Source organism: Janthinobacterium sp. 344 (genome assembly GCF_900112025.1).
Taxonomy (GTDB): Bacteria; Pseudomonadota; Gammaproteobacteria; order Burkholderiales; family Burkholderiaceae_D; genus Janthinobacterium.
Map to the genome: position 1 here is coordinate 367543 of NZ_FOKL01000001.1, position 19200 is coordinate 386742.

A 19200-nucleotide genomic window follows, 5' to 3' on the forward strand; every position below is an offset into this window, starting at 1 on the left:
TAAACCATTCTTCACTTCAGGTTAATAATGAAAAGCGACGCCACCACGGAAATGGCCTTCTTTGTGCTGCTGGCCAAGCTGGGCAGCCTGTCGGCCACGGCGCGCGAACTGGGCATCACGCCGCCCGCCGTCAGCAAGCGATTGGTGCTGATGGAACAGCGCCTGGGCGTGCGCCTGTTGAACCGCAGCACGCGGCGCATCAGCCTGACGGGTGACGGCGAAAGCTATCTGGCGCAGGCGCGGCAGATCCTCGACGACATCCGCGCCATGGAGGAGTCCTTGGCCAGCGGCAGCGCGGAACCGCGCGGGCTGCTGCGCGTGAACGCCACCCTGGGCTTCGGGCGCACGGTGATCGCGCCCCTGCTGTCGCAATTCGCCCTGCGCCACCCGCAGCTGGAAGTGCAGCTGCAGCTGACGGACAGCCCCATCAACCTGGTCGAGCAGGCGTATGACCTGGGCATCCGCTTCGGCGACCTGCCCGACACGCGCCTGTCGGCGCGGCGCATCATGTCGAACCGGCGCTTCCTGTGCGCCTCGCCCGCCTACCTGCAGGCGCACGGCACGCCGGCCACACCCGACGAACTGGCACGCCACCGCTGCATCGTGCACCGGCAAAACGACGACGCCTACGGCATCTGGCGCCTGAGCAAAGGCCGCGCCACGCAGACGGTGAAGGTGCGCGGCACGGTGGCCAGCAACGACGGCGACGTGGTGCTGGGCTGGGCTCTCGATGGCCACGGCATCCTGCTGCGGTCGGAATGGGACCTGGCCCGCTACCTCGACAGCGGCCGCCTGCGCGTGGTGCTGCCCGACTACACGCTGGCGCCGGCCGACCTGTACGCCTACTACCCCAGCCGCCACCAATTGCCCGCCAAAGTGCGCGCTTTTATCAATTTTCTCGGCCAGCGGTTGCAGCCGGACGGGGCCACGGCGGCCGAATCAGGTTAAACTACAATATTGCGATATGGCAATATTATGAGGGAGTAAGTTTTGCTAGTCATACTCGGATTTATCGTCGTGCTGTTTTCCGTCTTCGGCGGCTTCGCCATGCAAGGCGGCCACCTGGGCGCCCTGTTCCAGCCGCTGGAGCTGCTGATGATCGGCGGCGCCGCGCTGGGCACCTTCTTTGTCGGCAATGACGCCAAGGCCATCCGCGCCACGTTCGCCGCGCTGCCCACCCTGTTCCACGGTTCGCAGTACACGAAGGCGCGCTACATGGAACTGATGGGCCTGATGTATGAAATCCTCAGCAAGATCCGCAAGGAAGGCCTGATGTCGGTCGAGGACGATATCGACGATCCCTACCGCAGCCCCATCTTCGTGAAATACCCGTACACGCTCGGTGACGAGCACATCCTGGAATTCATCACCGACTATTTGCGTCTGATGGTGTCGGGCAATATGGACGCCTACCAGATCGAAAACCTGATGGATAACGAGATCGAGACGCACCATGAAGATGCGGAAATGCCGATCCAGACGATTTCGCAGCTGGCCGACGCCATGCCCGCCTTCGGCATCGTGGCCGCCGTGATGGGCGTGGTGCATACCATGGCCTCCGTCGGCTTGCCACCGGCCGAGCTGGGCGTGCTGATCGCGCAGGCGCTGGTGGGCACCTTCATCGGCATCCTGCTGGCGTACGGCTTCATCGCCCCGCTGGCCAGCTTGCTGCGCCGCAAGCACCATGAAACGGCGAAGATGTACCAGTGCGTGAAAGTCACCCTGCTGGCCAGCCTGAACGGCTACGCCCCGGCGCTGGCCGTGGAATTCGGCCGCAAGGTCATTTCCGCCACGGAACGCCCCTCGTTCAGCGAACTGGAAAACCACGTGCGGCAGGTGCGCACGAAGAACTGATACTGCATGTTTCACTTGCTCGGCGCGTCAGGCTTCCGGTGACGGCAGCGGATACGCCTGTGCGCTTCTGGCGGCTTGCTATCATTGGCGCGATGACCTTGTAACCAGCAGCCCGCGTAGTAGCAACTCCAAGGCAGCAACTCCCTCGATCAATCGCGCCGTGCCTTCGTCACCGTCTGCGATCCAGAACGCCGCTTCTGCCAGACTGCCGTAAATCAACGAAGCCAGTGCCCGTGGGCTGGCGTCCGCCACGATGCCTTGATCAATCAGCTCCTGGATAATGCCCTGCATCGACTCGACGCAATGGCGCTGCGAGTCCGGTGAGGCACCACCGAGGACCGCCCTGGCATCGCGTAAAACGATGCGCTGAATTTCCGGCTCCAGGGCCATCTCCAGATAGGCACGGCAGCGGCTGCGAAAACCTTCCCACAGATCGTCGGCGCGTTCGGAGATGGTTTGCAGGCGGCCATCCATTTCCGCGTCGATCTGTTCCACCACCGCGAGCAGCAAGCCCTTCTTGTCGCCAAAGTGGTGATACAGCGCACCACGCGTCAGCCCTGCCTGCGCGGTGAGGTCGTCCATTGATGTGTCGGCATAACCGCGCTCGCTGAACACTTTGCGAGCAGTGGCCAGCAACGATGCATGGGTTTCTTCCATTTCGGCACGGGTGCGGCGAACCATTGCTTTCTCCTTACATACGTAGCGCATGATTGTTTACATACAGTGCGTATGAATATATACTTATTCATACGCGATGTATGTATTATCACAGCGACCTGTCTCCATTGCAAGCAGGGCATGCCATTGCATCACAGCGACCCGAAGCCGCCGGATGCCGGCACACGCCATTTATCGAATGATCAAATGAAGGATATGAACCATGAGTACGTCTCCGAACGCTGCAGCAGAAACCGCTGTCCGTCACCCGTGGCTGGCGGTCACCGCCATAGGCATGGCCACCTTCTCGGTGGTGACGACGGAAATGCTCCCGGTCGGTCTGTTGACGCCGATTGCTGACACCCTGAACACCTCCACTGGAACCGCCGGCCTGATGATCTCGCTGCCAGCATTGCTGGCGGCCTTGTTCGCGCCGCTGGTCGTGATCGCATCGGCAAGCCTGGACCGGCGCAAAATTCTCTGTGGTTTGCTGAGTCTGTTAGTGATCGCGAACATTGCCTCGGCATTGGCACAAAACATGGCGTGGATGTTGGCTGCACGTGTTCTTGTCGGTTTTTGCATGGGCGGCATCTGGGCCATTGCCGGTGGCCTGGCGTCCCGCCTTGTTCCGGCTCCCTCCATCGGCCTGGCAACGTCGATTATCTTCGGCGGAGTAGCGATCGCTTCCGTGCTGGGCGTGCCGCTAGGCGCACAAATCGGCGACGTTGCAGGATGGCGCTGGGCCTTTGGCGCCATGGCACTGTTCAGCGGCCTGGTACTGGCGCTGCATCTGGCTGTCATTCCTGCCCTGCCCGCTGCCGGTTCGGCGACCTTGCGCCAATTCGGCAAGCAGTTGCGCAACCGGCAATTGCAAGCGGGGCTGCTTCTGACCCTGTTGCTGGTGACGAGCCATTTCGCGGCCTTCACCTTTGTGCGTCCGTTGTTGCTGTCAGTGTCGGGGTTTGATGCGCAATGGCTGGGTGCACTGCTGTTTTGCTATGGCTTCGCAGGCATCATTGGCAACTTCCTTGCCGGTGTCGTCGCGGTGCGGCGCACGGCGCCAACCATCATCGCTATCTCGGCTGGACTGCTGCTCACGCCGCTACTCTTCCTGGCGGTCGGCGACTCCAGCATCGGCGGCGGCGTGGTGTTGCTGGTTTGGGGACTGGCCTACGGCGGTGTATCGGTCGGCCTGATGACCTTGATGATGAAGGCGGCGCCCCGGGCCGTGGAGATAGTCGCCGCGCTGTATGTGGGCGTATTCAACGTTGCCATTGCGCTCGGGGCATGGGCCGGTGGACAAGCCGTCGACAGGCTGGGACTGTGCGCCAACCTCTGGCTCGCCGCAGGATTCGCCGCTGCTGCCTTGCTGCTGTCGTTCAGGATCAGCTTTGTTGAACACGCCATGAAAGCTGCCGACAAGCAGCTTGGCTCGGCAACGGATTGACGGCATACAGTCTGTCATGAAAGCTTCTGGCGCCCTGCCGTCGCTGGCGGGTTCCGCCCCGAAGCGGACGAAGCGTTTTCAATTCACTATGTATGCTCAACGTAAAACATCATTGGGTTCCGCCTGGAGTACGCGCTCAAAAGTCTCGCGGTCACGCGTCAAGAAAAACATATTGGGTGTGCCGGCGCCAAGGGCGTGCAATGGCTGTGTTTTCGTGATTTGCTCCCAGAAAGACGTGGTTGCATCGGACTCATCCAAGACCGAAAAACCGAAACGATTCACATAATTGCGCGTCGGGAAGTTCCGGGAGACTAAATCAAAGATGTACCATTCATCGAAGCCTGGCATGGGCAACTCTGCAGGCTGTGTAATTTCTGTGCTAATCGCCGTGACTCCATCGAAAAACCAACCTGCGATTAGTTCGTCCGAGGTTGGTATATATGGGCCACTGTCGCACGAGGTAATCGCTATTCGTTTTCCGCAGACTAGCTCGGGCACGCTTTGAAGGATGTCCGCCAGGGAGGGGTCCCAATCTTCCGACCATTGGATTACCCAATATCCATCTCGTTCTGAATTTTGCATTTTGTCGGGTCTCTACCGCTATCAATCAAAGTGTCAAATGAAAAAACTTTCAAGAGTGGCGGCTTCTGGCCGGTAGCGGCTGATGTGAAGCTAACTACTCGACTCTACCCAAATCGACTCTCCAGGATGATGCTCTCTTATGGTGTCAATCGCGCGCTGAAGTACTGCCTCGGTTACACCTTCAAGTGGATACGTGAAGCGAGATATATCGATATCTGTCTGCTCAGCGAAATCAGCATCCGTCACCGCGTCACAACCACACCATACGACTGCCCCAATGTCGCTTGCAACTTTGCAAATTTCACGAAATCCATTGGCGCTAATTGCAAGATAAATCATAAATCCTCGTGTAAATGAATGCCCGCTTCTGGCCGAACCCGGCCTTTCGGCCCAGGAAAGCAGGTTACCAGGGTGAAAAACTAGCGGCTGCATCGGCAAGCTGAATTCGCCCTGCTTTCACAAAAAAAGGGAGATCCAGCATCACGTCGATGTAGAGTGTCCTTGTCGCAGTCACAAGTCTCACGCGCTGTTTGAATTCAAGGGCTGGGTCGCGGCAAATGGCCGCAAGCGTAAGTTTGGACAAGCCAGGGCCGTAATCGGTATCGATTAGCGAGTTGAAATCTACAACACGCATTGCATGGTCGAGCTTCGATTCCCAATTCATGTCGGCAAGCAAATTTACGTTCATCGTATCGTTTTGGTTGATGAAGGGACAGTCCGCTCTTGGCCGCCTGGAGTCACTCTGCTGATGTCATTGGGGCTTCGCGGAGTATGACCCTGCTCGCCATCTGGTTCCAGCTAGCAGCCCGCCCTTGAAGAAATAACAGCTGTCCATACTCATCCATATTTGAATCTCGGTGAGTTAAGCGTAGCCATTTCTCATAAAATACGTCAAAGTCTTCCTGAGTCATTTGAGGTAAAAACTTGTCAGAGTAATCGAAGAGCGCAAGGAACTCAGTGTTAGACCGCAACGATATTGAGCACAATGGTTCAATGCCGAGCAAACCCATCAGCAACTCCAATTCGTCGTCACTGGCGAGCGTAACCGAGAAAAGCTCGGCACAGGCCGCCGCCATTAAGGCGTCAATAGACAACGACGCTGTTGCACTTGGTTCGTTTGACGATGCGAATAGATAGCTTTGAATTCTCGCCTCCACTACAGTTGAGATGATATCGATGTCCAGTAGTGCGTCTGCTTCTGGCCGGCAGCGGTCCGTGAGCATAACGAATTACCAAGCCAGAAAAGTCACACATCGTCACGCCAACGTGAATGTCCGCTTCTGGCAGCCGATAGCGGACGGTCAGAATGGCTCCGTGTACGAAGTTGTTACCTTCCTGATAAGCAAGAGCTTTTGTTCGCCGTGTCAAGTCTTCCCTCTGCCGTTTACGGTGCCGGCACCGTCTCATCCGGGCAGCTGACCTCTTCCTCTTGCGTATATAAAGTCATCGGCACGCGCTGGCCATCGACTTCCAGCTCGCGCACCTTCGGCGGCACCAGCTGGAATTCGCCCGCCTGCAGCTTCTCACGCAGGGGCTTGCAGCGCAGGGCGTCCGTGGGGATTTGCCCGCGCGCGGTCCAGCTGCCATCGTCCTTTTCCGCCAGCAGCACCGACGAGGCGCGCGGGTCGTTGCTGATCAGCAGCACTTCCTGCTTGCCGTCGCCATCGAAATCGAGCAGGTAGGCGTCGCACTGCTGCCCTGCCCGCTTCAGGCAGGCGGGCAGGCGCCAGGCCGGGCCCACCTGCGTCCAGTCCTGGCGCGTGAAGCTGTCCGGCAATTTCGCCGTCGCCGGACGCAGGGTCAGGTTGATCGACACGTCGCTCAGGGCGCCCGTCTCGTCGAGGCGGTTCTGGCGCTTGAGCATGGCCGTGGCGCGGGCCCGCACGGTGGCCGCGTCAGGTCCCGTCGTACGCGTGGCAAGTTCCTGCAACGCCGCCTGGCCATAGCGGGCGCCTTCGAAGCGCAGGTACTCAAAATCGAATTTATCCACGCCGACCTTGCCGCTGTCCAGGCGCGCCATCTGGCTGGCGACGGAGATGCGCGCCGGGTCCGCCAACGGCGAGAACAGGGCGAACAGCACCAGCAGGGTGACGAAAGCGGTGGCCACGTTGACATTGGCGATCAGGTGCAGCCAGTCGCCATACTTGCTGGCCGCCCAGGCATAACCGACGGCGTAGCAGGTGGCGACCAGCAGACAGGCGGCCGCGATCAGGCGGTCGGCCGTCCAGCCATGCGACATCACGCGCAAGGTCAGGGCGTAGATGGCGATGCCCACCACCCACGGCAGCAGCAGGCAGGCCAGCCGCGTGCCCAGGCGGATGCCGCGCGCCACGCCATGGCCCACTTCGCCATTCTGGAACGCCGCGTTGATCAGCACCACCAGCACGCCAGCCATGCCCAGCAGCACGGACGCCGCATGGCGCGTGGCCCACAGGCGCTCGAAGCCGATGAATGGCAAGGTCAGCAGGAAACCGGAGACCAGCACGGCGGCGATCGGCACCAGCCACGACAGCAGCACCAGCAGCAAGGTGCGGATGCCGCGCACGATGGACGGGCGCACGTCCGTGATGTGGATGGCAAAGGAAAAGGCGAAGCAGATGACGGGAATCACGAACCAGGCCTGGCCCAGCAATTTCTTCAGGAAGTTCAGCTTGATCAGCAGGAACAATTGCCCGCCCAGCCACAGCACCAGGCACAGGCCCAGCACAAACAGCAGGGAAAACAGCAGCTGGATGCCCAGCTTCCAGGCGATTTCAAAATACGTCGTGTAGCGGGCGATGCGCTTGCCATCCTGCGCGCTGGCCAGCACCAGCGCGTGCGCGATATAAAAGCCCACCACGCAAAAGCCGAACAGCTGGGCCGAGATGACGCGCAGCGGCGCGCCCGGCTTGTAATTGCCCCAGATGACGTGCTCGGCACCGCGTGCCACGTCGTGCCAGGCCAGCACGGCCATCACGACACTGGCGCCCGCCATCCACAGGGCAATGCGCTTCGCCGACATGTGGCCCAGGCTGGACACCAGCAGGATGGGCAGCAGCAGGCCGATCAGCATCAGCGGCCCCAGCAGGTACGCTTCCGTGGCGGGCCAGGCCTTGTCTTGCGACGCGCTGTACAGCCAGTACAGCAGCAAGCCTTGCAGCAGGCCCGTCACCAGACGCGTCACCGCGATGCGCGGCGCCACCACCGGATCGAGCAAAGCCATGTTTTTTCCAGCGGCGTCCTGCTGCATAGTCATTCCTTTATGAATCATTATTGCCGTTCATTGCTGTACGGCATACAGGCGCATTATTGCATTTCGTTATCGTCATCTCAACAACGATTCGTGCGCGGTGTCGCCCGTCGCACTCGCCGCGCGGCGCAATGGCAGGCTCTGCGCGAGGCCCCAGGCCAGTTCCGGCACGATGAACAGCCATAGCACGGGCTGGCCCGTGACCAGCAAGGCCCACGCCATCCAGGTGCTAAACAGGTAGCGGGCCGCCGCATCGAAACGGCCAAAGCGCGGCTGCGGATCGACGATGCGCAAGGCTGACCAGACCAGCACCACGCTGCCCAGCAAGCTGCTGATGAGCAAATGGAACGGCTGCATGGCGGGCAGCGGCACGCCGCCGAGAAGCACGTTGAGGCCGCTCAATCGCTCGCGCAGCAACAGGAACGTCCACGGTGTGGCGAAGGCGGCCGTCATGAGCACATCATAGATGGCACTGGCGCGCACCAGGCGGCGGAAGGTGGAAACGGACAACATGGCAACTCCTGTCGAGGGAAAGCGCCCATGATCGAGCTTGGAGTACACTCCATGGTCAAGCGTTTTATGAAAGAAAAATCAGCATGCAGATCGGCGAGATGGCGCAGGTGACGGGCTTGAGCCGCGACACCCTGCGCTTTTACGAAAAGCGCGGCTTGCTGCGCGCGCGCCGCGGGGCGAACGGCTACCGCGACTACCCGCCCGAGGCGGCCGACTGGCTGCGCTACCTGCGCACGGCGCAGCAGCTGGGCTTTACCCTGGCGGAGATCGAGGCCGACATGCCGCTGCTGGCCAGCGCCGACGACCCGGCCACGGCGCAGCTGCTGCGCGCGGCGCTGGCGCGCAAGCTGGGCGACATCGATGCGCGCATCGCGGGATTGATGCAGCTGCGCGGCGAACTGGCGCGGCGACTGGCGCCGCAGGTGGCGGCCTGTCCGCTGCGGGGGGACGGCCATGTGGGGAATTAAACTACTGCCGTGGCTGCTGTTGCTGGGCGCGGGCGGTGCGCAGGCCGCCGAACTGGCGTGCGGCGATTTCCTGTCCCAGCAGGGCAAGAAGCCCGCGTATCTCGTCTACCAGGGTTGCCAGCAGAACATGGAACGCCAGGACCAGCCCTTCGAAGCGCGCTACCACGTGGATGGCAAGCACGCCGGGCAGGCGGAAACCTATCTGCGGCGCACCCATGGCTTGCCCAAGCTCAAGCGCTACTGCTGCATGTGGGACAGTTCGCTGCATTCCTGGCGCGACCGGCGCACGGGCTACGCTTACACCATGTTCATGGCCACGGAAGAAACGCCGGTGCGCACGCGCGCCGCCTGGCCGCAGATCGAACGCTTTGTCGTGCAAGTCAATGGCTACGCGCAAGACCCGTAAACAACAAAAAACCGCCTGTGCAGGGCAGCAGGCGGTTTTGCTCGGTGGCAGCCCGGCTTACTTGGCGGCCTTGCGGCGGCGCAGGAAACCCATCAGGCCCAGGCCGGCCAGCAGCATGGCGTAGGTTTCCGGTTCCGGCACGGCGGCCATCACGGAAACGTTGTCGATCACGGCGCCCGAGTAATTGTCGAACGGCGTGCCGGCCTTGGCGGCGCTGGCAAACGACAGGGTCGCCAGGCCGGTGGAAGCGGCCGTGAAGCTCAGGGTATTGCTGTACAAGGTGTTCGAGGCGGAGGCCGTCGAATAGAAGTTCTGCGCCACGCCACCGAAATTGACAGCCACGCCCTGGCCTGCGGGACCGTTCGCATTGCGCGCCATGTCAAAGGCCAGGTGATACGTCTGGCCCGCCACCACATTGAAACTTTGCGACAGGAAACCCGGACCCGGCGTGCCCAGCATGTCGATGCTGTAGCCGTTGATGGCGTTGTAGGCATTGCGGATCAGGTCGACGGAAGTGGCGCCGACGGTCCAGCCCGTAATGGCGGACGAACCGCTGTTGACCACTTGAAAACCGCTGGCAAACGTAGAACCGGGCGCGACCGTCTCGAAGTCGCCATTCGTGATCAGGTTGACGGGAGTGGCGCTGGCGGTGCCTGCGGCGCTGGCACACAACAGGACAAGGACGGCGGCGATGCGAGTGGTTTTCATGGTTTGATTTCCTTGCCTTGTTGACATTAAAGTTACCTTAAGTGAAATCATATCCCAGCCTTGATAAAAGTCAAAGAACTTTGCAAAAATATATTCAATGTGGACAATTTGTAACGTTTCGCACTACCAGCACAGCCCAAAAAAAACGCGCCGGATGGCGCGTCGGGATTCCTGCGATGGCGGCTCAATCCAGTTCCTGGCGCGCCACCAGGATGCCGTCCGCATCGGCGTAGATCCAGTCGCCCGGCTGCACGGCCACGCCGCCGATCTCGATGCGCACGTCGCGCTGGCCGGCGCCCGTCTTGTTGCTCTTCCTTGGATGCGTGGCCAGGGCGCGCACGCCGATCTGGCAGACATTGATTTCCTCGCTGTCGCGGATGCAGCCGTGCACGACGATGCCGGCCCAGCCATTGCTTTCCGCCAGCACCCCCAACTGGCCGCCCACCAGCGCGCGGCGCAGGCTGCCGCCACCATCGATCACCAGCACATGGCCCTGCCCCGGCGTTTCCAGGGTGCTGCGCACGAGCGCGTTGTCTTCAAACACTTGCAAGGTCGTGGCGGGACCGCTGAAGCGCATGCGCTGGCCAAAAGAGCGGTACACGGGCGGCAATACCGCCAGGTTGCCGTCGTCCAGCATGGCCGCATAATCGTCGCACAGGTCGGTGGTGGCAAAAGTCATGCTCGCTCCAGGAATGATTGAAAGTTAGTATCGCATGGCAACGATTCTATGCCTTTTGCAGCGCCGCGGCACGTGTTTTCCCGCCCACGCCCACGGCCGTGGCGATCGCCAGCGCCTGAAAGACGCCGATGAAGACAAACAGCAGGGCTGGATGGTTGCCATCCATCAGCGCGCCGAAGAACAGCGGGCCGACGGCCAGGCCGCTGTCGAGGCCGGAATACACGACGCCATACACGCGCCCGGTGGCATTCTTCGGCGCCGCGGCGCGTATCATCAGGTCGCGCGATGGCCCCGCCACGCCGGAGGTCAGGCCGATGGCGCCCATCAGCACCACCGCGCCCCAGGCCGGCACGACGGCCATGCCCAGCAGCACGGCCAGCAGCGCGGCGGCGGAAAAGGCGATCGCCACGTTGCGGTCCGGCTGCTGGCTGCGCGCCCCCACCACGCCGCCGGCCAGCATGCCCACGGCCGAGGCCAGCATGTAGGCGGTATACGCGCTGGTGGCCAGCGCCAGGCTCATGCCGTACAGCTTGACCAGCGCCACGCTGGCGAAGCTCTGGATGCCGCCCAGGGCGATGGCGGTAATGAAGAAGAAGGCAAAGCACATCCACACGGCCGGCAGACGTAGAAAGTCCAGGGTGCCCTCGCCGCCGCCCGCCTGGCCTGGCGCCGCCTTTTTCACGGCTTCGGGGCGGATGGCGTGGCGGTTCAGGAACAGGACCAGCAGCACGCCGAACGGCAGCACGGCCGCGCACTGCAAGGCCACCCGCCAGTCGTAATGGGTGGCCACATACGTCATGAACATCGGCGCCAGGGCCCAGCCGATATTGCCGCTGATGCCATGCACGGAAAAGCCGTAGGCCACGCGCGCGGCCGAGACGCGCTGGTTGAGTATCGTGTAATCGGCGGGATGGAAGACGCTGTTGCCCACGCCGGCCAGCATGGCGCCCAGCATCAGGGCCGTGTAGCTGTGGGCGGTGGACAGGGCCAGCGCCGACACGCCCAGCAAAAACACGCCGGAAAACAGCACGGCGCGCGCGCCGAAGCGGTCGACGACAAAGCCGGCCAGCGCCTGCCCCACGCCCGAGATGATGAAAAACACCGTCATCAGCAAGCCCAGCTCCGCATACGACAAATGAAAGGCGGGCTTCAGCCAGACGAACAGGGCCGCCAGGATCAAATGGTAGAAGTGCGAGACGCCATGCGCCAGGCCCACCAGGCCGATGACGCGGGCATCGCTGCGCAGGCTGGGAAGTTCGGATGCCGAGTTAGTTGTTATCATGTCATACCCTGTCTTATACTGGTGAAGCTCAAGTGTATGCAAAATACCATCGTCTGTTTTCCGACAGAACGACATAATTTATCGAATTAAGGCCAAGCTGATGGGTGTACCTATCCTCCACCATACCCGCATGTGTCCGCCACGGGAAGCGCCCAGCGCCTCCATTCCCGTGACCATGATCGCGCGCGACCTGCAACCCGATGAATTTCTCTTGCCGCACACGCATCCATGGGGCCAGGTCACGATGGCCCTCGAAGGCGTGCTGCGCATCACCGCCAACAACAGCAGCTGGGTATTGCCGCCCATGCGCGCCATCTGGATCGCGCCGAACGTGGAGCATGCCGTCACGATACTGGAAAAAACCCGCTTGCGCCCCCTGTGCATCCATGCCGCCCGCGCGCCATTCACGGGCCGCGACTGCAAGGTGCTGGAAGTGTCGGGACTGCTGCGCCAGCTGATCATGGCGCTGGAACAGCTCGATCCAGGGCAGGAGCCGGCGCGCGAGGCGCTGCTGGCCGAGCTGATCCTCGATGAATTGAAACGCTCGGCCACGCGCCCCATCCGCGTTCCCTTGCCTGGCGACAAGCGCCTGAAAAGCCTGTGCGACAGCCTGATCGACAAGCCCGGCTCGAACCTGACCCTGGAACACTGGGCGCAAATGGCCGGCGCCTCGGAGCGGACCCTGGCGCGGCTGTTCGAACGGGAATTGGGCATGAGTTTTGGCCAGTGGCGCCAGCAGGTGCGCCTGGCCCACGCGGCGCCCATGATCGCGCGCGGCGTGCCGCTGTCGCAGGTGGCCGAAGAACTGGGCTACGCCAGCCAGTCGGCCTTTTCCGCCATGTTCAAGAAGACCTTCGGCAGTTCGCCCTCGGCATTTTTCGCGCAGGGCAACAGAATGTAAGCAACGGCAAAGCGCGCCGATACAGCGCTCAGGGCAAGGCGCAGCGCCGCAGACAGTACGCCAGTACGGCAAGGCGGTGCAACGCGGCCATGGGCGCTTTAGCGGTGCGCTCAACTGGAAAGCGCACCGATACGGCGCTCAGGGCAAGGCGCAGCGCCGCAAACAGTACGCCAGTACGGCAAGGCGGTGCAACGCGGCCATGGGCGCTTTAGCGGTGCGCCCTTAGGCCATGAAGTCGAAGAGGGAATTCTTGCCGGTATACCCCGGCAAGGCCGAATTCGTACCCATCTGTTCCTGCGCCGAATACGCTTTCACCAGCGCCTGTGCCTGCGCCGTGAGGGCCTTGGCCAGCACGGCTTTCTTGTTGGTCAGGGTGGTGATGTCCTTGCCGACCGTCTGCACTTCCTTGCGGATGATGCTCGTCTCGCCCATCAGCTCGCCGATCTTGCTGGCGAACTGGTCCGCCACGCCCTTGCCGTTATTGGTAAACAGCTTGCTGACGGCATCGGGATCGGCGTCGATGGCGGCCTTGAGTTTTTTCTCGTCCAGTACCAGCTCGCCGCTCTTGCCCAGGGTCACGCCCGCACTGCCGAGGACGGAGGCCGGCACGCCCGTGCTGGCCGTGCGCAACACCTGTTCCATCTGCGAACGCACCTGGCCCAGGGCCGTATCCGATTTCAAGTCGCCCTGCTGCAGGCTCTGCAATTTGGCATTGAGGTCGTTGTAGGCCGTGACGAAGCTGGCCACGTTGCTGGCGATCTGGCTGCTGTCCTTGGCGATGACCAGGTCGGTCGTGCCCTTTTTCTTCAATTCGATGGTGGCGCCCTCGATGGCCGTCGTCAGGGTATTGCTGGCGCTCTTGATGTCCTTGCCGTCGACGGTCAGCAGGGCATCTTGCGCGGCCGCCGTCTGCTGCATGCCCTTGCCCGCGCCCGGCGCATACGCCAGCAGATTGCTGACGGCCGCGTCGCCGGACACGCTGATGCGCATGCTGCTGTCGGCGCCGCTCTTGCCGTTCAGGGCCAGCGAATAGCCATCGGGGCCTTTGACCACGCTCGCGTCGATGCCCTGCTGTTTCAGCGCGGCGGCGATGCCATCCAGGCTATTGTTGCTGCTGTCGATGGTCAGCGAGATGATCTTGCCGCTGCCCGCCGTAAATTGCTTGCCATCGGCCGTGCCCACCTCGATCTTGACGAGCGCCGGCGCGCCCGTGCCGATCGCCGCGCTCGACGATTTCTGCGCGCCGCTCTGCAGCGTCTGCCCCTGCGCCAGTTGCTTGACGTTCAGTTCGTAACTGCCGCTGGCGGCCTTGTCGGTGGTGGTGGCGCTGAGCACATCCTTGGCGCTGGGCGTGGCCGAGGTGGCCAGACCGCTGCCGGCCATGTTCTTGGCCACGGTCTGGAATTTCGCCAGCGCCGATTGCAGCTGGCCCAGGCCCGAGAATTTGGCCTGGTCGCGCGCCAGGCTGGCGTTGAGCTTGACCACGCCCGTGTTCTGCGACTGCATCTGGCGCTCGACCTTGGCATACACGTCGGCCGAAACATTGCCCTGCGTGGTCTGCTGCGTGTTGTTGGTAAAGGCCCTGCTGTTGATGGTCGAATTAAACATGGTGGCTTTTCATCCGGTGAGGGTGTGCGCCCACGGATCAGGCTTGACCGTGCGCCGCGTCTACAAGAGATGAGGCGGCAAGCGCGCAAGGCGCGGCAGCGTCGTCTCCACTGATTGACAATTATGCAGCATGGCTAAAAGATCAAAACAGTGAGCAGAGCCATGTTTACCGCCGTGCTAATGTGTTTGCACCATTTTAGCGCATTTCAACAGCGCTTGAACCAGGAGCATGGCCAGGCGCCTTGCCGAAGCCAGCCCTTCCGGCACCGTGGCGCCGGGGCAAGGGACAAGGGACAAGGGTCAAGACAAGGACGCCATGGCGGTTTCCAGGCCCCCTTAGCGCACCCTTAGCGCATAAACTTCGAGATGGCGCTGCTGACGGCCATGTCCACGTTCATGAACGTCAGCCCCACCTTGAAGCCGGCGCTGCTGAAAATGCAGTGCGACACGGACGTGCGCGCTTCAATGATATGCGCCTTGCCATCATAAAACAGCTCGAACAGCACCTTGCCCTGCTTGCCTGCCGGCACCGGATCAGCGATCACGGCGGACATGCCGCCCGGTCCCACATCGAGGGTGCGCGCCGCCACCGGTCCCGCGCCATCCATCACCAACATTGCCTTGGCACGCAATATCTTGCGTGCGCCCTGCCTTTGCTCTACTGACACTGTATTCCGCTTCTCTATCGATTCATTGTCCATGCGAATTCACCAGGCGAATTCATCGGACAAATATTATAGTTCCAAACGGAAATTTTGTTTGACTTGTCTCAAACTTGGCATTTAAACCATACCAACTCTTACTCCAGGTCGCGCAATTTGTTGAACGCTTCGTCGATGCGCTCCACGCCGATGACCTTGAGGCCTTCGATGACTTGCTTGGGCAAGTTGGACTTGGGCACCACGGCCAGGGTAAAGCCCAGCTTGGCCGCTTCGCGCAGGCGCTCCTGGCCCCGTGGCGCGGGACGGATTTCACCGGCCAGGCCCACTTCGCCAAACACCACCAGTCCCCGTGGCAGCGGCTTGTTGCGCATCGACGAGTTAATCGCCAGCAAGACCGCCAGGTCGGCCGCCGGTTCCGTAATTTTGACGCCGCCGACGGCGTTGATGAAGACGTCCTGGTCGAAGGCGGCGATGCCCGCATGCCGGTGCGCCACGGCCAGCAACATGGCCAGGCGGTTTTGCTCCAGGCCGACGGACAGCCGGCGCGCATTGGGCAGGTGGCTGGTATCGACCAGCGCCTGGATTTCCACCAGCAAGGGCCGCGTGCCCTCCTGCGTCACCATCACGCACGAGCCTGGCACCTGATTGTCGTGCTGCGACAGGAACAGGGCGGACGGATTCGACACGCCCTTCAAGCCCTTTTCCGTCATGGCGAACACGCCCAGTTCATTGACGGCGCCGAAACGGTTCTTGATGGCGCGCACCAGGCGGAAACTGGAATGGGCGTCGCCTTCGAAATACAGCACCGTGTCGACGATGTGCTCGAGCACGCGGGGACCGGCCAGCGCGCCCTCTTTCGTCACGTGGCCCACCAGAATGATGGTCACGCCCGTCTGCTTGGCCGCGCGCGTGAGCTGGGCCGCGCATTCGCGCACCTGCGCCACGGAACCGGGCGCCGAGCTGAGGGCGTCCGAATACACGGTCTGGATCGAGTCGATCACCACCACTTCCGGTTTTAAATCGGCCAGGGTGGCGAGGATCTTTTCCAGCTGGATCTCGGCCTGCAATTTGAGTTCCTTGGCGTCGATGACGAGGCGCTTGGCGCGCAGGGCGATCTGCGCGCCCGACTCCTCGCCGCTCACATACAGCACGCGCTTGTGGTGCGACATGTTCGCCAGCGCCTGTAGCAGCAGGGTCGACTTGCCGATGCCGGGGTCGCCGCCGATCAGCACGACGCCGCCCGCCACCATGCCGCCGCCCAGCACGCGGTCGAATTCCTCGATGCCCGTGCCGAAGCGGGGCACGTCGATGGCGTCGATATCGTCGAGCGACAGCACGGGCGCCGTCTGCGCCAGCGACATGTGCTGCGGATTCGAATAGCGGTTGTTGCCGCCCGTCTCGGGCAGGGTTTCCACCATGGTATTCCACTGGTTGCACGAGGTGCACTGCCCCATCCATTTGTTGCTGACGGCGCCGCAATCGCTGCAGGTGTAGATGGTCTTGACTTTTGCCATGGTGTACTTTGCCCGGGTAAAATGAAAATGCTGTTTATATATACAGTAGATTCACAGTATATACAAACAAGGCGGCAAGGTCACGCCTCGATCACGGGCACGCGCGGCGCCAGTGCGCACATCAGCTCGTAGCCGATGGTGCCGGCGGCCAGCGCCACCTCGTCGATCGGCATGCCCCGCCCCCACAAGGTGACAGCGCTGCCGACTCTGGCGTTGGGCACGTGGGTCAGGTCGACCATCAGCATGTCCATCGACACCCGGCCGATCAGCCCCGTGCGCACGCCGTCGACCAGCACGGGCGTGCCTTCGGGGGCGTGGCGCGGATAGCCGTCCGCGTAGCCGCAGGCCACCACGCCCACCTTGATATTGCCGGCCGCTTCGTAGCGGCTGCCGTAGCCGACCACCTCGCCGGCGGCGATATCCTGGATGCCGATAATCTGGCTGCGCAAGGTCATGCTGGGCAGCAAATCGAATGCCTGCGCCGAGGTGCCGCCCGGCGCGCCGCTGGGCGTGCCGCCGTACAGCATGATGCCGGGCCGCACCCAGTCGCTGTCGAGGTGGTGCAGCAGCAAGCCGGCCGAATTGCACAGGCTGCGCGGCAACGGCGTGCCGATGCTGGCGGCGCCGGCCTCGAAGCGCAGCATCTGCTGCGCCAGGGGCAGGCGCGTGGGCGCCGCCTCGTCGGCATTGGCGAAATGCGTCATCAGGGTGATGGTGCCGATATGCGGCATGGCGCGCAGGCGCGCATAGGCGCCGGCCACGGCGTGCGGCGTGAAGCCCAGGCGGTTCATGCCCGTATTCATTTTGAGGTGCACATCGATGGCGTGCGGCAGGCGCGCCGCCGCCAGCATGGCGATCTGCTCTTCGCAATGCACGCTGCCGTTCAAGCCATAGTGCGCCATGACGGGCAAATCGCTGGCGTCGAAAAAACCTTCCAGCAGCAAGATGGGCTTGGTCCAGCCCAGTTCGCGCAAGCGCACGGCGTAATCGACTTCGACCAGCGCCAGGCCATCGGCCGCGGCAAAGCCGCGCATGGCCCGTTCCAGGCCATGGCCATACGCGTTCGCCTTGACGACGGCCCACACCCTGGCGCCGCGCGCGCAGGCGCGGGCACGCGCCAGATTATGTTGCATGGCATCGAGATGGATGCTGGCGATGAGTGGCCTGGGCATAAGCGTGCTTCACGGCGAGTGGGAAAGCCGTATTTTACCGGATGCACAGGTCGCGGACACGGCAGGCGCGCACGATCGTGTACACATGACAGCATTTATAAAATGTTCACATGTATGTGTATTTTTCTACGGCAGAAAAATTAAGCTCCGCTTAGGCAAGAGGATGCAAAGCAGCCCCGTCCAAACTTGGGGTTTGCCGTTTTTTCGTGGTATAAAGCAAGCCAGATATGATTTCAGGCATTCCAGAATGAATCGTGGTTTTTATACCATCATGGCGGCGCAGTTCTTTTCCTCGCTGGCAGATAACGCCCTCTTTTTTGTCGCCGTCGATTTATTGGTGTCCATGAAATCCCCGGCGTGGATCACGCCGCTGCTTAAACTGTCGTTCGTGCTGTTCTACGTGCTGTTGGCCGCGTTTGTCGGCGCCTTCGCCGATGCGCTGCCAAAAGGCAAGGTCATGTTCATCGCCAACATGGTCAAGATCTTCGGCTGCGCCCTCGTCTTCTTCCACGTGCATCCGCTGCTGGCCTACGCCGTCGTCGGTTTTGGCGCGGCCGTGTATTCGCCCGCCAAGTACGGCATCCTGACGGAATTGCTGCCGCCGGAAAAACTGGTGGCGGCGAATGGCTGGATCGAAGGCTTGACCGTCACGTCCATCATCCTCGGCACCGTCATGGGCGGCGCGCTCGTCAGCGGCCACGTGTCCGACATGCTGCTGTCCATCGACATTCCCCTGATCGACACGGGCATCACCAGCAAGACGGAAGCGGCACTGTGCGTGGTGGTCGGCATCTATGCCCTGGCCACGCTGGCCAACCTGAAGATTCCCGACACGGGCTGCGTGTATCCGCACCAGGAACGCAATCCTATCAAACTGATTTCCGATTTTGCCAATTGCTATTCCATCCTGTGGAAAGACAAGCTGGGCCAGATCACCCTGGCCGTGACGACCCTGTTCTGGGGCGCCGGCGCCACCTTGCAGCTGATCGTGCTGGAATGGGCCAAGCAATCGTTGAACATGCCGTTCGACAAGGCCACCAGCCTGGTGGGCGTGGTCGCCATCGGCGTGGCCGCCGGCGCCGTGCTGTCAGCCCGCTTCATTCCGCTGCGCAAATCGCTGACCGTCATTCCGCTGGGCATCGCCATGGGCGTGATCGTCATGATGATGACGCAAGTGCATTCCGTGTGGATCGCCTACCCGCTGCTGATATTGATCGGCGCCCTGTCCGGCTTCTTCGTCGTGCCGATGAATGCCCTGCTACAACACCGCGGCCACGTGCTGATGAGCGCGGGCCACTCCATCGCCGTGCAGAATTTCAATGAGAACCTGTCGATTCTCACCATGCTGGCCGTGTATTCCATCATGATCCGCTTGCACCTGCCGCTGAACATCATCATCACCCTGTTCGGCCTGTTCGTCGCCGGCACCATGTTCGCCATCATGCGCAAGCACAAGCTGAACCAGGCCGAGCACGACAATCTGTCGCTGATTGGCGAGCAAAAACACTAACCCCAAGCA

20 protein-coding genes are annotated in these 19200 nt (G+C 61.9%); 7 read left to right on the top strand and 13 right to left on the bottom strand.

Features of this window, described 5'->3' with window-relative positions; translation table 11 throughout:
- Positions 1-27 precede the first annotated feature (27 nt).
- Both BM193_RS01625 and motA read left to right on the top strand, forming a co-directional pair.
- Entirely contained in the window at positions 28-948 is a 921-nt protein-coding gene (locus BM193_RS01625) for a LysR family transcriptional regulator (protein ID WP_092794836.1), read from the top strand.
- 42 nt (positions 949-990) lie between these two features.
- Complete coding sequence (gene motA, locus BM193_RS01630) at positions 991-1854, top strand: flagellar motor stator protein MotA (RefSeq protein WP_092794839.1); 864 nt, start codon at positions 991-993, stop codon at positions 1852-1854.
- Positions 1855-1935: 81 nt separating this feature from the next.
- Here the strand turns inward: motA and BM193_RS01635 are convergent, their stop codons facing one another.
- Positions 1936-2535: a TetR/AcrR family transcriptional regulator gene (locus BM193_RS01635; RefSeq protein ID WP_092794841.1), complete on the bottom strand. Its 600-nt coding sequence runs from the start codon at positions 2533-2535 to the stop codon at positions 1936-1938.
- A gap of 199 nt (positions 2536-2734) precedes the next feature.
- Here BM193_RS01635 and BM193_RS01640 point away from each other — a divergent pair, with 199 nt between their 5' ends.
- A complete protein-coding gene (locus tag BM193_RS01640; RefSeq protein ID WP_092794844.1) occupies positions 2735-3958 on the top strand; it encodes an MFS transporter in 1224 nt (407 codons plus the stop codon).
- 96 nt (positions 3959-4054) lie between these two features.
- Here BM193_RS01640 and BM193_RS01645 read toward each other — a convergent pair whose 3' ends face one another.
- The 5 genes from BM193_RS01645 to BM193_RS01665 all read right to left on the bottom strand — a co-directional run bounded on the left by BM193_RS01645 (position 4055) and on the right by BM193_RS01665 (position 8282).
- Positions 4055-4540 carry a hypothetical protein gene (locus BM193_RS01645; RefSeq protein WP_092794846.1) on the bottom strand — a complete coding sequence of 162 codons (486 nt, stop codon included), beginning with the start codon at positions 4538-4540 and terminating at the stop codon, positions 4055-4057.
- Between the two features lie 403 nt (positions 4541-4943).
- On the bottom strand, positions 4944-5228 hold the full coding sequence (locus BM193_RS01650) for a hypothetical protein (RefSeq protein WP_092794850.1): 285 nt from the start codon (positions 5226-5228) through the stop codon (positions 4944-4946).
- Positions 5229-5277: 49 nt separating this feature from the next.
- Positions 5278-5763, bottom strand: a complete 486-nt coding sequence (locus BM193_RS01655; RefSeq protein ID WP_139175991.1) for a hypothetical protein — start codon at positions 5761-5763, stop codon at positions 5278-5280.
- Between the two features lie 161 nt (positions 5764-5924).
- Complete coding sequence (locus BM193_RS01660) at positions 5925-7742, bottom strand: DUF4153 domain-containing protein (protein ID WP_092796949.1); 1818 nt, start codon at positions 7740-7742, stop codon at positions 5925-5927.
- Between the two features lie 102 nt (positions 7743-7844).
- On the bottom strand, positions 7845-8282 hold the full coding sequence (locus BM193_RS01665) for a hypothetical protein (RefSeq protein WP_092794856.1): 438 nt from the start codon (positions 8280-8282) through the stop codon (positions 7845-7847).
- Positions 8283-8365: 83 nt separating this feature from the next.
- On the opposite strand from BM193_RS01665, the gene BM193_RS01670 reads away from it, so the two are divergent.
- Positions 8366-8749 (top strand): MerR family transcriptional regulator, encoded by a 384-nt coding sequence (locus BM193_RS01670; RefSeq protein ID WP_092794858.1) that lies wholly within the window; start codon positions 8366-8368, stop codon positions 8747-8749.
- On the top strand, positions 8736-9155 hold the full coding sequence (locus BM193_RS01675) for a DUF4952 domain-containing protein (RefSeq protein WP_092794861.1): 420 nt from the start codon (positions 8736-8738) through the stop codon (positions 9153-9155). The genes BM193_RS01670 and BM193_RS01675 overlap by 14 nt, the downstream gene beginning before the upstream one ends.
- 57 nt (positions 9156-9212) lie before the next feature.
- On the opposite strand, the gene BM193_RS01680 is transcribed toward BM193_RS01675, so the two are convergent.
- The 3 genes from BM193_RS01680 to BM193_RS01690 all read right to left on the bottom strand — a co-directional run bounded on the left by BM193_RS01680 (position 9213) and on the right by BM193_RS01690 (position 11824).
- Complete coding sequence (locus BM193_RS01680) at positions 9213-9863, bottom strand: choice-of-anchor C family PEP-CTERM protein (RefSeq protein WP_092794864.1); 651 nt, start codon at positions 9861-9863, stop codon at positions 9213-9215.
- 184 nt (positions 9864-10047) lie between these two features.
- Positions 10048-10542 carry a ribonuclease E activity regulator RraA gene (gene rraA, locus BM193_RS01685; RefSeq protein WP_092794867.1) on the bottom strand — a complete coding sequence of 165 codons (495 nt, stop codon included), beginning with the start codon at positions 10540-10542 and terminating at the stop codon, positions 10048-10050.
- 46 nt (positions 10543-10588) lie between these two features.
- The gene (locus BM193_RS01690; RefSeq protein WP_092794870.1) at positions 10589-11824 is read right to left on the bottom strand and encodes an MFS transporter; all 1236 of its coding nucleotides are present in this window, start codon (positions 11822-11824) and stop codon (positions 10589-10591) included.
- Positions 11825-11924: 100 nt separating this feature from the next.
- On the opposite strand from BM193_RS01690, the gene BM193_RS01695 reads away from it, so the two are divergent.
- Entirely contained in the window at positions 11925-12725 is an 801-nt protein-coding gene (locus BM193_RS01695) for an AraC family transcriptional regulator (RefSeq protein ID WP_175533122.1), read from the top strand.
- Between the two features lie 222 nt (positions 12726-12947).
- Here the strand turns inward: BM193_RS01695 and fliD are convergent, their stop codons facing one another.
- The 4 genes from fliD to alr all read right to left on the bottom strand — a co-directional run bounded on the left by fliD (position 12948) and on the right by alr (position 17681).
- Positions 12948-14333 (bottom strand): flagellar filament capping protein FliD, encoded by a 1386-nt coding sequence (fliD, locus tag BM193_RS01700; protein ID WP_092794875.1) that lies wholly within the window; start codon positions 14331-14333, stop codon positions 12948-12950.
- A 347-nt stretch (positions 14334-14680) separates the two neighbouring features.
- Positions 14681-15034 (bottom strand): PilZ domain-containing protein, encoded by a 354-nt coding sequence (locus tag BM193_RS01705; protein ID WP_092794878.1) that lies wholly within the window; start codon positions 15032-15034, stop codon positions 14681-14683.
- 98 nt (positions 15035-15132) lie between these two features.
- A complete protein-coding gene (gene radA, locus BM193_RS01710) occupies positions 15133-16509 on the bottom strand; it encodes a DNA repair protein RadA (RefSeq protein WP_092794880.1) in 1377 nt (458 codons plus the stop codon).
- Between the two features lie 80 nt (positions 16510-16589).
- A complete protein-coding gene (gene alr, locus BM193_RS01715; protein ID WP_092794883.1) occupies positions 16590-17681 on the bottom strand; it encodes an alanine racemase in 1092 nt (363 codons plus the stop codon).
- A 247-nt stretch (positions 17682-17928) separates the two neighbouring features.
- On the opposite strand from alr, the gene lplT reads away from it, so the two are divergent.
- Positions 17929-19191, top strand: a complete 1263-nt coding sequence (gene lplT / locus BM193_RS01720) for a lysophospholipid transporter LplT (protein ID WP_092794885.1) — start codon at positions 17929-17931, stop codon at positions 19189-19191.
- Positions 19192-19200 lie beyond the last annotated feature (9 nt).